The sequence below is a fragment of the Nonomuraea helvata genome, assembly GCF_039535785.1.
Classification (GTDB): domain Bacteria; phylum Actinomycetota; class Actinomycetes; order Streptosporangiales; family Streptosporangiaceae; genus Nonomuraea; species Nonomuraea helvata.
On record NZ_BAAAXV010000005.1, the window covers coordinates 177,503 to 190,729 of the forward strand.

Annotated in this window: 13 protein-coding genes; 6 read left to right on the forward strand and 7 right to left on the reverse strand. The window is 69.5% G+C overall.

All coding sequences use genetic code 11. The annotated features are described in order from the left end of the window. Window position 1 precedes the first annotated feature (1 nt). The gene (locus tag ABD830_RS20105) at window positions 2-454 is read right to left on the reverse strand and encodes a GyrI-like domain-containing protein (RefSeq protein WP_344989313.1); all 453 of its coding nucleotides are present in this window, start codon (window positions 452-454) and stop codon (window positions 2-4) included. A 114-nt stretch (window positions 455-568) separates the two neighbouring features. Between ABD830_RS20105 and ABD830_RS20110 the strand changes: the two genes are divergently transcribed. Beyond that, window positions 569-2,008, forward strand: a complete 1,440-nt coding sequence (locus tag ABD830_RS20110) for a GuaB1 family IMP dehydrogenase-related protein (protein WP_344989316.1) — start codon at window positions 569-571, stop codon at window positions 2,006-2,008. A gap of 13 nt (window positions 2,009-2,021) precedes the next feature. On the opposite strand, the gene ABD830_RS20115 is transcribed toward ABD830_RS20110, so the two are convergent. Then, window positions 2,022-2,777, reverse strand: coding sequence for an SDR family NAD(P)-dependent oxidoreductase (locus tag ABD830_RS20115; protein ID WP_344989319.1), 756 nt, complete (start codon window positions 2,775-2,777; stop codon window positions 2,022-2,024). 72 nt (window positions 2,778-2,849) lie between these two features. Here ABD830_RS20115 and ABD830_RS20120 point away from each other — a divergent pair, with 72 nt between their 5' ends. From ABD830_RS20120 to ABD830_RS20130, 3 genes are all read left to right on the forward strand, one after another. Beyond that, window positions 2,850-3,224 carry an FKBP-type peptidyl-prolyl cis-trans isomerase gene (locus ABD830_RS20120; RefSeq protein ID WP_344989322.1) on the forward strand — a complete coding sequence of 125 codons (375 nt, stop codon included), beginning with the start codon at window positions 2,850-2,852 and terminating at the stop codon, window positions 3,222-3,224. A gap of 325 nt (window positions 3,225-3,549) precedes the next feature. Next, window positions 3,550-5,073, forward strand: a complete 1,524-nt coding sequence (locus tag ABD830_RS20125) for an ATP-dependent DNA ligase (RefSeq protein ID WP_344989325.1) — start codon at window positions 3,550-3,552, stop codon at window positions 5,071-5,073. 371 nt (window positions 5,074-5,444) lie between these two features. Continuing rightward, the gene (locus ABD830_RS20130) at window positions 5,445-6,188 is read left to right on the forward strand and encodes a septal ring lytic transglycosylase RlpA family protein (protein ID WP_344989328.1); all 744 of its coding nucleotides are present in this window, start codon (window positions 5,445-5,447) and stop codon (window positions 6,186-6,188) included. Window positions 6,189-6,300: 112 nt separating this feature from the next. On the opposite strand, the gene ABD830_RS20135 is transcribed toward ABD830_RS20130, so the two are convergent. Then, window positions 6,301-6,849 carry a DUF1707 and DUF4870 domain-containing protein gene (locus ABD830_RS20135; protein ID WP_344989331.1) on the reverse strand — a complete coding sequence of 183 codons (549 nt, stop codon included), beginning with the start codon at window positions 6,847-6,849 and terminating at the stop codon, window positions 6,301-6,303. Between the two features lie 180 nt (window positions 6,850-7,029). On the opposite strand from ABD830_RS20135, the gene ABD830_RS20140 reads away from it, so the two are divergent. Next, a complete protein-coding gene (locus ABD830_RS20140; protein WP_344989334.1) occupies window positions 7,030-7,374 on the forward strand; it encodes a hypothetical protein in 345 nt (114 codons plus the stop codon). Window positions 7,375-7,438: 64 nt separating this feature from the next. Here the strand turns inward: ABD830_RS20140 and ABD830_RS20145 are convergent, their stop codons facing one another. Next, on the reverse strand, window positions 7,439-8,563 hold the full coding sequence (locus tag ABD830_RS20145) for a DUF4192 domain-containing protein (RefSeq protein ID WP_344989337.1): 1,125 nt from the start codon (window positions 8,561-8,563) through the stop codon (window positions 7,439-7,441). A gap of 164 nt (window positions 8,564-8,727) precedes the next feature. Then, the gene (locus ABD830_RS20150) at window positions 8,728-9,462 is read right to left on the reverse strand and encodes an EI24 domain-containing protein (RefSeq protein WP_344989339.1); all 735 of its coding nucleotides are present in this window, start codon (window positions 9,460-9,462) and stop codon (window positions 8,728-8,730) included. A gap of 617 nt (window positions 9,463-10,079) precedes the next feature. On the opposite strand from ABD830_RS20150, the gene ABD830_RS20155 reads away from it, so the two are divergent. Then, a complete protein-coding gene (locus tag ABD830_RS20155) occupies window positions 10,080-11,954 on the forward strand; it encodes a zinc ribbon domain-containing protein (RefSeq protein WP_344989342.1) in 1,875 nt (624 codons plus the stop codon). A 9-nt stretch (window positions 11,955-11,963) separates the two neighbouring features. Here the strand turns inward: ABD830_RS20155 and ABD830_RS20160 are convergent, their stop codons facing one another. Further along, window positions 11,964-12,545: a Maf family protein gene (locus ABD830_RS20160; RefSeq protein WP_344989345.1), complete on the reverse strand. Its 582-nt coding sequence runs from the start codon at window positions 12,543-12,545 to the stop codon at window positions 11,964-11,966. A gap of 35 nt (window positions 12,546-12,580) precedes the next feature. Further along, window positions 12,581-13,201 carry a DUF937 domain-containing protein gene (locus ABD830_RS20165; RefSeq protein ID WP_344989348.1) on the reverse strand — a complete coding sequence of 207 codons (621 nt, stop codon included), beginning with the start codon at window positions 13,199-13,201 and terminating at the stop codon, window positions 12,581-12,583. Window positions 13,202-13,227 lie beyond the last annotated feature (26 nt).

The following is a 13,227-nucleotide window of genomic DNA, read 5'->3' on the forward strand; positions in this document are numbered from 1 at the left end:
CCTAAACCGCTATGTAGAGGTCCGCACCCTCCGGGTGGTGCACCTCGAGGTCCGTGGTGAACGCGCGCGACGGCGTGCCCCCCGACTCCGTGTGCTTCCACACCTGCTGCCACGCGTCGACCAGGGCCTGCGGCATCGGGCCGCGGACCTCCAGCTTCAGCGACTGCGCGGCCGGCACGCGTACGGCGACCATGCCCTCCGGCAGCCGCGGCACGGTGCGCACGCCGGTGCCGACGATCTGCGTGTAGGCCCCGTTGTGATCGCTCTCGTAGTCGGTCAGCACGGCATAGAGGTTCTCGTCAACTCGCCCCGGCACATGCGCGAAAGCCCCGGGAGCGCCCGCCCGCTGCCAGAGCGTGGGCAGCTTGGCCCGCCCCGGATCCATCTCATCGGCATTCGTGGTACGTACGGCGAAGCCGACCACGATCAACTCGGCCCGTTCGATGACGTCCACAGGCCCTCCTCCCCCAAAAGTGTCCCGGCTGATCATAAGCCCCCCGCCAAACGTGGAACCGCTCATAGCGGCATCACCGCATAAGAGCGGCATCACCGCATAAGATGGACGAACGTGAAGTTTCTCAACGGCCTTGAGCCTCATCACGACCTGACCTACAGCGACGTGTTCATGGTCCCGTCGCGCTCCTCGGTCGGTTCCCGGCTCGAGGTCGACCTCTCGACGCACGACGGCACGGGCACCACCATCCCCGTCATCGTCGCCAACATGACCGCGGTCGCCGGCCGTCGTATGGCCGAGACCGTGGCACGGCGGGGCGGCATGGCCGTGATCCCGCAGGACATCCCGCTGGACGTGGTGGCGAACGTCGTGGACTGGGTCAAGAAGCGCGACCTCGTGCACGACACGCCGCTCACCCTCACCCCTCACGACACGGTCGGCGAGGCGCTGCAACTGCTGCCCAAGCGGGCGCACGACGCGATCATCGTGGTCGACTGGGACAACCGGCCGGTCGGCGTCGTGACCGAGGCCGACTGCCAGGGCACCGACATGTACACCCAGCTCTCGCAGGTCATGTCGAGCGAGCTGCTGACCCTGCCCGCCGGGCTCGACCCGCGTACGGCCTTCGACCGGCTGCACGGAGGGCGGCACCGGCTGGCGCCCATCGTCGACGGGAACGGGCGGCTGGTGGGCATCCTCACGCGGCTGGGCGCGCTGCGTGCCACCCTCTACCAGCCCGCGGTCGACGACCAGGGACGGCTGCGCGTCGCGGCCGCGGTCGGCGTGAACGGCGACGTGGTGGCCAAGTCCAAGGAGCTCCTGGAGGCGGGGATCGACTGCCTGGTCGTGGACACCGCGCACGGCCACCAGGAGAAGATGCTCTCGGCGCTGCGCGCCGTCAGGGCGGTCGAGCCCGGGGTGCCCGTCGCGGCGGGCAACGTGGTGACGGCGGAGGGCGTGCGCGACCTGGTGGACGCGGGGGCCGACATCATCAAGGTCGGGGTCGGTCCCGGCGCGATGTGCACCACGCGGATGATGACCGGGGTCGGCCGGCCGCAGTTCTCGGCGGTGCTGGAGTGCTCGGCCGAGGCCCGGCGGCTGGGGCGGCACGTGTGGGCGGACGGCGGGGTGCGCCACCCGCGCGACGTGGCGCTGGCGCTGGCCGCTGGGGCGTCGAACGTGATGATCGGCTCGTGGTTCGCGGGGACCTACGAGTCGCCCGGCGACACCCATACCGATGCGAACGGGCGCAAGTACAAGGAGAACTTCGGCATGGCCTCCGCGCGGGCCGTGCGGCTGCGGACGGCCGACGACTCGGCGTTCGAGCGGGCCAGGAAGGCGCTGTTCGAGGAGGGTATCTCGACCTCCCGCATGTACCTGGACCCGAAGCGGCCGAGCGTGGAGGACCAGATCGACGGCATCGTGGCGGGGCTGCGGTCGGCGTGCACGTACGCGGGTGCGTCGAGCCTGGAGGAGTTCCACGCCAAGGCCGTCATCGGGATCCAGGGCTCGTCCGGTTACGCCGAGGGGATGCCGCTGCACCAGAGCTGGTAGCCGGCCGCGTCTGTCAGGTTCTCCGCCAGCCGCCTGCGGCGTGGATCCCGCCGTCCACGTGCAGCGTCGTCCCCGTGACGAACCTGGCCAGATCACTGGCCAGGAACACGGCCGCCCCCGCGGCGTCCCCCGGGGTGCCGAGGTGGCCGAGCGGCGGGACGCGTACCGGGTCGTAGGGCAGCGGGCGGGCCAGCATGCGCTCGCGCACGCCTGACTCGCCCTCGGTCTGGACGGCGTCTGGCGCGATCGCGTTCACCCGGATGCCCCTGGGGGCCAGCTCCAGCGCGAGCGTCTTCGTCAGGCTCTCCAGGGCCGCCTTCATCGCCGCGTACACGGCGAAGCCCGGAGCCGCCTGGTGGGCCTCGCTGGACGTCACGTTGATGATCGAGGCGCCCGGCCGCATCATCGGCAGCAGCCGCCGGGTCATGCCGGTGACCTGCGTGAAGTTCTCCTCGATGAGGATCTGCTCGCCGCGGGGCGAGGTGTCGGTGAACGCGGCGTGGAAGGTGCCGCCCGCGTTGTTGACCAGGACGTCCACGCGGCCCCAGCGCTCGCGTACGGCCTGGGCGAAGATCTCCACCGCCACGTGGTCGCGTACGTCGAGGGTCATCGCCAGCTCGGCGTGCGGCCTGTCGCGGTCGCAGACGGCGACGTGGGCGCCGAACGCGGCGAACGCCTCGGCGATCGCCAGCCCGATGCCCCTGGCCGCCCCGGTGACCACGGCCACGCGGTCGGTGAGCAGAATCGCATCGGGAGAAACGGCGGCCATGAACGATGACGATATCCCGACCGCATAGAGTCGTCGGGTCTCATTGTCAGCAAACATCAACTGGAGCACTTCGTGGCACTCGACAAGCCCGAGATCGACTTCCCCGAGGGCAACCCGCCCGCCGACCTGGAGATCGTCGACCTGACCGTGGGTGACGGCCCGGAGGCCAAGCCCGGCCACAACGTACGCGTCCACTACGTCGGCGTGGCGTTCTCGACCGGGGAGGAGTTCGACGCGTCGTGGAACCGCGGCGAGGCGTTCGAGTTCCCTCTGGGCGCGGGGCGCGTCATCGCCGGCTGGGACCAGGGCGTCGCGGGCATGAAGGTCGGCGGGCGGCGCAAGCTGGTCATCCCGCCGCACCTCGGTTACGGCAGCCGCGGGGCCGGCGCGCGCATCAAGCCGAACGAGACGCTCATCTTCGTCGTCGACCTGCTCGGCGTCAGCTAGCGGCTCTCACGGGGGCGGGCCGCAGCCTGACGGCCTCTCACGGCCTTTCACGGCGGCCCGCCCCCGTTTTCTTCGCCTCCGGCGCCTTTACCGCGGTCACGCGCGTCAGGCGGCCTCATCACTGCGGTCACGCGCGTCAGGCGGCCTCCTGTGATCATGCGTGGCAGACGGCCTCGTCATCCCGGTCAGGCGTGACAGGCGGCGTCTCCGTCCCGCCCGTCGAATCCCGATTTCCCGCCGATGTCCGGTGCCGTGCCGGGAACAAGGCAGACACTTGGTCGATATCGGGTGGGGAAATGTCGGCGTGGTGAGGCACCATAGGCGTGTGCTTCTGATCGACGTGGTCCGGGTTTCCGAGGCGGTGACGCGCACGTCCGCCCGGCTCGGCAAAGTGGGCCATCTGGCGGAGCTGCTCGGCCGGGTCGGCCCGGATGAGGCGGAGATCGCGATCTCGTACCTCTCGGGTGAGCTGCCCCAGCGGCAGGTGGGCGTGGGCTGGCGCACGCTGGAGGACATCCCCCAGCCCAAGCTGGCGGCCACCGCCACGCTGAGCGCCGTCGACGAGCTGCTGAGCAGGATCAAGGCGGTTTCCGGGCCGGGCTCGCAGGCGGCGCGCAGGACACTGGTGGCGGAGCTGTTCGCCGGGCTGACGAGCCAGGAGCAGCAGTTCATGCGCCGGTTGCTCTTCGGCGAGCTGCGGCAGGGCGCGCTCGACGGCGTCATGATCGAGGCGGTGGCCAAGGCGTCCGGCGCACCGTCGGCCGACGTGCGGCGGGCGCTCACGCTGCGCGGCTGGCTCCCCGCCGTGGGCGCGGCCGCGCTGAGCGGCGGGGTCGAGGCGCTGCGCGCGTTCCGGCTCGAGGTGGGGCGGGCGGTCTCGCCCATGCTGGCGGGCAGCGCGCCCAACGTGGCCGCCGCGCTGGAGAAGGCCGGAGCCCCCGCGGCGCTGGAGTGGAAGCTCGACGGCATCCGCGTGCAGGCCCACCGCTCGGGCCCGGAGGTGAAGGTCTTCACGCGCACGCTCGACGACATCACGCCGCAGGTCCCCGAGCTGGTCGAGGCCGTGCTCGAGATGCCGTACGACGATCTCGTGCTGGACGGCGAGGTGCTCGCGCTGCGTCCTGACGGGCGGCCGCATCCGTTCCAGGTGACGGCGAGCCGGGTCACCACCAAGACCAACGTCGCGCAGCTGCGCGAGCAGACGCCGCTGAGCGTCTTCTTCTTCGACGCCCTGCGGGTCGACGGCGCCGATCTGCTCGACCTGCCCTATTCGCAGCGCCAGGAGGCGCTGGTGCGCGCGGTCCCCCAGGGCCTGCTGACGCCGCGGCTCGTGACGGGCGACGTGGCCGAGGCCGAGAAGTTCTTCACCGACGTGGTCAAGGCGGGCCACGAGGGCCTGGTGGTCAAGTCACTGGCCTCCCCCTACGCGGCGGGCCGCCGGGGCGCCGGATGGATCAAGGTCAAGCCGCGTCACACGCTCGACCTGGTGGTCCTGGCCGCCGAGTGGGGCCATGGGCGGCGCGAGGGCAAGCTCTCCAACCTCCACCTCGGGGCGCGTGATCCCGAAGGCGGGTTCGTGATGCTCGGCAAGACGTTCAAGGGGCTGACGGACGAGCTGCTGGCCTGGCAGACCGAGCGCTTCCTCGAGCTGGCCGAGGGGCCGACCGACCGGTGGACGGTGACGTTGCGGCCCGAGCTCGTGGTGGAGATCGCCTTCGACGGGGTCCAGCGCTCGCCGCGCTATCCCGGCGGCATGGCCCTCCGGTTCGCGCGGGTTCTCCGTTACCGCCCGGACAAGCGGGTCGAAGATGCGGACACGGTCGATACGGTGCGCTCGCTGATGTTCTAGGCGCTGCCGCCGTTCGCCGCGGCGGTGTCGGCATCGACGAACTCTGAGATCACTGTCACTGAAGATCAGCGGCTTGATCGGAATTAGCCGGGGGTGACATTACCTCCCACCCGATCAAGCCGCTCTTTCGTGTTTTACCGAATTCCCGAAGATCCACGGTTTGCGCGGGGCATTATAGGCGATCTTGAGGCGTAGGTGAGATATATCACTGGATGTGGCATTAAGTTGCCTTTACCTGGGCTTTGTCGCATATGTTCGACCCCATCGCGCGGGACCCCCGGCCTCGCCCATGGATCGGCCGCAATACGCCCTCACCCCCTGCGAGAGCGGCCTTTCCCTTCCCTATCCCCTAGCCAGGACTGTGGTTTACCTTGGGTCAGCATTCCGTCAAGCCATCCCCTCAGTTCCGCAAGCTGATCGCGGGCAAGCGCCGCTGGACCGCCATCGCCGCGGGCGCCGCCGTCGTGGCCGCCGCCTCCACCACCGCCTGGGCCACCATCGGCAACGCGGACTCCCCCGAACGTGCCGCGGCCGCCACCACTCCGGACCAGGCCAAGCCTCTGAACGAAGCCGCCCGCCAGGCAGCGCCCCAATCGCCTGCCCCGGCCCCCAAGCCCCCCGCGGCGGCCCGTCCGAAGACCACCACGACACTGCCGAACACCACCCAGACGCCGACGGCAGCCATCCCGAAGAGCACCAAGACCCCGAAGGCAGACCAGCCGGACACCACCAAGTCCGCGGTGGCGAGCCACTCGAAGCCGGCCACCGATGCCACGGCCGCCCCGAAGACGACGAAGTCCCCGGCCCACAAGCCGAAGACCCGCGTGCTCGCCTCTGGGACCTGCGGCGCCTCGTACTACGCCGAGGGCCAGATGACGGCGAGCGGCGAACGCTTCGACCCCTCGGCCATGACCGCCGCCCACAAGACGCTCCCGCTGGGCAGCAAGGTCCGCGTCACCAACCCGAACAACGGCGAATCTGTCACGGTCCGCATCAACGACCGCGGCCCGTACGTGAGCGGCCGCTGCCTCGACCTCTCAGAAGCCGCCTTCGCCGCCATCGGCAACACCGGCGCCGGGGTGATGCGCGTCAAGTACGAGGTCCTGTCCCGCTGACAACCCGCCGGCACGGGTCAGGCCATGAAGCGCCTCAAGCCCCGCCGCCCATGACCGCACGTGCGTCGGCTCACACCAGGACCATTCGGCCGTACGGGCATGACGTGGCCCCTCACTTCACCAGGCGCACCGTCAAGGGATAGCGGAAGTTGCCCTCCGTCAACGACGAGATGCCGCCGACGATGGAGAGGACGACGGCCGCGACCCAGATGACCGGCAGCAGGACGACGCCGATGACCGTGAACGGCAGGAGGAACGTCGCCCCCACCACCGTGATCTGGAAGTTGAGCGCCTCCAGCGCCTGCCTCCGGATATAGGGCGAGGTCTTGCCACCGGCGAGCAGCAGGATGAGCGGGCCGACGATCGGGATGCCCACGACCATCAGCAGGTGACCGACGGCGGCGCCCAGACGTTCGTTGCTCTCCGGTGCGCGCTCGTGGCGGACCGGGGGCGGGAGCGGGGCGAGCCGGGGTGCGGCTTGGGCGCCGTACAGCTCGGTCATGATGGGCATCAGGTCACCGTGCGTGCGCGCCGTCATCGCGCGCTCCAGCCGGTCGTCGAACTCGAACTTGTCGAAGCGCCCCTCCGAGTAGGCGACCTTGACGTGCTCGACCACGTGCTCTCGGTCCTGGTTGGTGACGCGCAGATGAGCTGGCGGCACCTGTCCCGGCCCAGGGGTTTTCGGTACCCCAGCCATAATCGCCATGCCTCTCCCTTGTGCATCGAATAGTCACCTCTCATGGTGCGCCGCCGGAAGCCTCCGTGGTATCGGGAAAATCCCGGAGGTGTCCCCTAGATCATCCCCGACGCGCAGCGGCTCCAGACGGTATAAAAAGGATTCATGAGATGGCGAGACCGCTACGGCATTCGTCGGCTGCGCGGCCCTAAGGTCGCGAAGTTCGACCGCGAGGCGACAGACGCCGACATCGAAGCGCTCATCGCCTTCGCCCGTTCACGGCGTGGCGTCGAGTTCTATGTCGAACCAGAGACCTTCGCCACTGACACGACCGCCGTGGCGGTCGCCGACGACGGCGAGTGGACCAGGCGCAGGGTCGGCTCGCCCGCCGTGATCCACAAGGTGGCTCGTGATCTCGCCCTCCCGGTGTACGACGTTCAACTCACTGGGTATCCGCCGCGCATGCGCGCCTACAACGAGCGCCGCCGCCGCGAGGAAGACACTTTGTAACCGACCTGCCCTTCCCAAGCGGCACCCCCTACCTCCACTCGCTGTCGCCTCACCGACTAACGGCTCACCGGCTTGGCGTTTGGGGATCCTCGTCGTCCAGCAGGTTGACCAGGGGGAGGAGCCAGGATGGATGAGGCGGCCCCATGGCGGCGTCGAGCTCGGCCGGGGTGGGGAGGCGGCCCCGGAGGATGGCGGGCGAGAGGAGATTCTGGAGGGCGTGCATGAGAAGGTTGGCCATCGAGTAGCCGGGGTCGATGGTCAGGGCGCGCTCCAAGGCGATGGTGGCCTGGATGCTGTTTCCCTCGCGCCAGGCGGCCATGGCCAGGAGGGCTGCCGCCGGTGGGGTGAAGCGCGGCTCCAGCCTGCGGGTCAGGTCCCTCCAGAGGAGTGCGTGGGAATCTTGCATGAGGGTCCAGGCCTCGTCGCGGACCCTGGTGATCGCCAGGGCCAGGCCGAGCTTCGCGGCCTGCGCGTCGTCCAGGCGGCCGCCCTCCTCATGGGTTCGCAGGGCTGATCGCACCCTGGCCAGGCTCTCTGCCACGTAGTGGGTGGCGAAGGTGTCGAGGTCCGGGGCGGCTGTCAGGCCCGCTCGGAATTCTGCGACCGCGTCGGCTGTGGCGCGGCGCATCGCCAGGCGTACGGGGCCCGTCATGGGGGCGATGATGCGTTCGAGGGATTCGCGGTCGGGCAGGGCCACCAGGCCGCGTACCGTCGCCTCTGCGGCGATCTGGCTGGTGGACAGGTCGTAGGGCGTGCCTTCAGCGGGGCAGCACGCCGGCAGGTCGCAGAGGTAGGACCAGTAGCGGCCCTCGTGGGCCCGCAGCGCCTCGCCCACGTGGATCGCCGTCTTCGCCGCGAGGAGCCTCGCCTCGTCGACGGCCGGCGTGACCAGGTCTCCTGGGCCATAACCGACGATGACGATCTCCGTCACGCCTTCCCGCTCGAAGGCGGGCTCCAATGCGGCAAGGGTGCCGGGCGGGAACGGGAGACTCCATCTGGCCACCACCTTGGCCTGGCGGCGGTGGATACCGATCACGATGAGGCTGGACTTCGGGTGGAAGCCGACGAGGTAGGGGACGGCGGCCAGGATGTCGGTGGGGCTGGTGAGGGTGAGGCAAGGCTCCGAGGTGAAGTCGGAGGTGGAGGCGGTGGGGTGGGAGGAGGCCGGGGCGGGGTGGTTGGTCGTCATGGGGCCCTAGGGTGCCCGGGACGGCCGGTGGGGCGTCGGGCCGAAAGCCGTTCTGGGGATAGGGCGACAAGCACGGCCGGGGTTGTGGATAACAGCTTCTGTCCTGTACGACTACCGGCCGGCACGGGCGCGGCGTGGTGATCAGGAAGTCGGGTGGCGCAGGGCTAGGGAGTGGAAGTCAGGCGGGTGCGTACGAGGAGGGCGGCGCCCGCGACGGCGGCGGGCATCGCGATGACCGCCACGAACGGCACCAGGAACAGCAGGAACACCGCCACCCCGAACCCCAGCGCACTGGCCTTGTTGGCGCGCAGCAGCGCGAAGCGTGCCTTGCGGGCCATCCCCCGGCGCTCAAGAGCCAGCGTGGTGAGCTCCACTGTCAGGAAAAATCCGGACACGAGGGCTCCGAGCACCGGCACCACCGTCTGCCCCACCACGGGCACGAACCCCAGGAAGAACAGCGGCACGGTGAAGAGAAGCACATAGAACAGGGTGACCAGGCTGTCCCTGATGGAGCGCGGCAACGTCCGCCACCACGGCTGCTCGTCCGCCGACCCCAGCACGTCCACCGCGGCCGACAACCGCTCGTAGAACGGCTCCCCGATCGCCAAGGTGAGCGCGGTGAACGTCAGCACCGCCAGCGCCAGCCCGCCGAGGAACAGGGCGATCCCCACCACCGTACGGAACAGCTCCCGCCAGCTCCACGAATCCGCGAACGGCGTCAGGAACGTGGCCACCTCAGTGGCGTTGTTGCCGAGGAAGATCAGCGCCACCACGTACACGGAGAACGCGATCAGCGCCGGGATCAACCCGAACAGCCACCACCGACCGTTCCTGGCGACCCACCCCAACCCCTGGAAGAAGAAGCCGACACCGGACGTGAAATCGCGCACTGATCGCATGCCCGGCAGGCTAGCCGTTTTGATCGGCAGGCGTTAGTCAGCCTCCGCGTTAATCCAGGTGATGCTTAGGATCCACTCGCGAAAATCTTGATAGTGCTGGGTAGCCGTCCGTCCCCGCCGACGTCTATGCATCGCCCACATGTTCTATCGGGCAGAGTGCATAGATGGTAATCTGCCAATCACTTAAAGTGAAGGTCGTAGCCGTGGAGTGCAGGCCGTGCTGGAATGCTGGTGGTTTGCCCGCGATATGGTGCCGCGTCACGCAGCCCCGCCAACCGCATATGGCGCTGCAACATATGGCGGCCGTTGGGTTGGCGTGAGGACCGGCGAAGCCTGCGCAGCAGTTGCCGAGCGCTCCTACAGGGTCGATGGTGTCCACTGGGACAGACTCCTCGACGACGTCGCCAGCTTGGCCCACGCGACCCACCGGATGCACCGGACTGCCGTCGAGGACGCATTCGGTCGAGCCAGGCGTCGCGCGCCGACCAAACGCGGCCGAGCCATTGGAGAAAGCTGTCGGTGACGTCGAAACGGGTATCGGCAGATGGCCAGACTTGCCGGATGGCGTGTGTCCACGTGCTACTGCGTGGCGGCGTGAGGAGAAGACCGGCGAGCTGGTGTCCGCGGCGGTGTTGGCCGAACGGGTCGGCTGGTTCGTAGACCTGGTCCACGGCATGGTCACCAGGCTGATGAACGAGCATTGGAACAGCGCCGATATCGAGCTACTGGCACGCGGAGTGGACGCGACCGGGCGGCGACTGCCGTCGCAGGCATGGATGGCAATGCGGCGGCTAGGCTGGACGACCAGTCCGCCGCAGGGTGTCACGGTCAATGACCGGATCGTTCGGATGGCTCAGGAACAGGCTGGACGGCTGCTGCGCTCAGCCGTCTGGCGGGCCGGCCTGATCGCCGGTGTGCTGGCCACCTGGCCAGTCGATCCACGTAAGCGCACTGCCGAGGAGTGGGAACAGGTGCGCACCGCTGTTGTCGGCGGCCAGGACCTACCTGCAGGGATCATCAAGGCTCGCACCCGGCAGATCGCGGCGTTCCTGAAGGCCAACAGACGGTTGCCTGCGGATTTGTTCGCGCTGGAGAGCGCACCCAAGGCCCTAGCAATGCTACTGCTAGCTGCCTGCGACCGGCAGCAGGCCACCATCGAGCGCAGCGAGGACGACCCGCAGCGGGCGCTGCTGCGATTGCAACTACCCACCCGGCCCGACCCGCGTGGATACGCAGACTGGAGATGGGTCGCCTGTTCGATCACATTGGCGCCCACTATCGCCCGTGACGGAGTGCTGCACCTGCCCACTCTGCGCGTCCGGGACGGCACGGTACGTGCCGAAGTAGCCTATACCCATGCCGTTCCCCAGACTCGGCGCAGCGGTCATACGGTGGCGCTCGGTGTGGACTGGGGATTGAACACGCTCTTGTCAGCCGGTGCCGTCCGCCTGCACCGCGATGGGGAGATCACGGCGCTCGGCGCAGGCGGCCAGTTCCGCGCCGCCGGCGTGCTGGCCAAGCTGCACCGTCTGCGCAGACACAGCCAGCTACTGCACGCCAAGTCCGTACGTTACCGGCGCCTGATCGATGGGCGCGCCCCTGATCCGACGCTTGCGGACAAGCAGGCGCTGCTGGCCGAGGAACTCCGACACCTGTCCGCCCGCCGCTCCCGCCTCAACCGGGCTCTGGCATGGGCGGCCGCCCGCTGGGCCGTGGATCAGGCGATCGCCGCCAGCGCCACGGTAATCTATGTTGAGGACTTGCGCTCACTTGAAGCCAAGCACCTGAGCCGCACTTTGAACACGCGGCTGTCGCAGACCGTGCGGGGACAGATCGTCGATCGGATCCGGCACCTAGCGGCCGAGACAGGCATCGCCGTCGTGATCGTGCCCGCACGCAACACTTCCAAGCATTGTCCGCACTGCCTGACCCCGCTGCGGCACCGCAAAGCCCCTGATAGACCGACGGTTGCGGGGTGGAAGTGGGCCATGTGTCCGTGCTGTGGCTGGCAAGGTGACCGCGACCAGGGCGCCTGGCGGCGGATCGCCGCCAGAGGGCTCACCCACCAAGCCACCACTGTGACAGACCGGGTCAGCGGGCAGATGATGATCCGCTCGGTGGTCGACACACTCGAAGCCAAGGCGGTCATCACCCCATCCCCCACCCCGACCCGCCGAACGGATCGGTCGAAGACCGGCCCCACTCGGCGCCGCACCACACGCCCTGCGCCCAGGCGACGCAGGGCACCCTCCCCAGCATGGCCCACCGGCTCTGCTGGCCAGCGTCCGGAGGGACCCGTACCAACGGACCGGCATCGGCTGCCCCGCGCAGCCCACCGGCACCAGGGCGGGACGACGATCAGCACAGCCATCCCCCGACACAGGCCACGAGGCGCCGAGCTGGGCGCAGGATTCCATCTGCATGCCCATGCCTCGCCACCACGCTGGGAAACGATCCCAGACAGCGTGCCTGACACAGGATCGACAAGCTGATCCGAGACGCTAGCGCCAGAAGGACGTCACCGCGTAGCCGAGCTCCTCGAACAGGTCTCGCACCAGCGGCAGCGAGATGCCGAGCACGTTGCCGTGATCGCCCTCGATGCCCTCGACGAACCACCCGCCGCGCCCGTCGAGGGTGAACGCCCCCGCCACGCCGAGCGGCTCACCCGTGGCGACGTACGCGGCGATCTCCTCGTCGGACGGCCGGCCGAAGCGCACCACGGTGCTGGCCACCTCGGCCGCCTGTCTGCCGGCGGCGACGTCGATCACGCAGTGGCCCGTCACCAGGCGACCCGTGCGTCCCCGCATGAGCCGCCACCGCTCGGTGGCCTCCTCCTGGGTGGCCGGCTTGCCGTACGGGCGGCCGTCGAGCTCCAGGATCGAGTCGCAGCCGATGACCAGGCCCTCGTCCAGCCCGCTCGCGACCGCTTCCGCCTTCGCCTTGGCCAGCGCCAGGCTGAGGGCGGCCGGGGAATGCGCGGAGAAGGACTCCTCGTCGACGCCGCTGACGATCACCTTGGGGTCGAGGCCGGCGCTGCGGAGGAGGGTCAGGCGTGCGGGGGAGGCTGAGGCCAGAACGATCACGCGACCAGCCTACCGGCGACCAGGGGAGCAGTACGTCACCAGTCCGAGTTGGAGCTGCCCGGGGCCAGCTCGTGACCGTCCGGTGCCCCGTGCCCGCCGGCGCGCGGGCCAGGCTCGTACGGCCCGCTCTGCTGCGGCACGCCGCCGCCGAAGATGGTGCTCAGCAGCCCGTCGATCAGGTCGCTCAGATCGTCGGGTACGGCCGCCTGCTCCCTGCTCAGGTCGTCGGCCAGGGCGTCCGCGTCCAGGTCGCGGCCGGCGGCCCGGTCGGCGAGCAGGGACATGACCATGGGCGCGATCAGGGGCAGCAGTTTCATGACGCTCCCCGAGTCGATCCCGGCGAACCGCGCCAATCCGGCCGCAGCGTGCTCCGTGCCCTGCCCGCCCAGCACGTGGCCGAGGATGCTCTGCCCGTCGCGGGTCAGCGAGGCCACGTCGCCGCTGAACGGGTCGGTGTCGACGTGGTCGTCGAGCGCCCCGCGCAGGGCCTCGGCCCCGTCCAGGTAGCGGGTGTTGGCGGCCAGGCCCCCGATGATGACGCCCGACACGGCCTGGACCACGTCGCGGGCCGTGGTCGTGCCCGTGCCGAGCATCCCGGCGATCTGCTCCAGCCCTGGGTCTCCGAGCTCGGCGAGGAGCTCGTCCGTCAGCGTCACGACAGTCCCCCGCTCGCTAGGCCCCT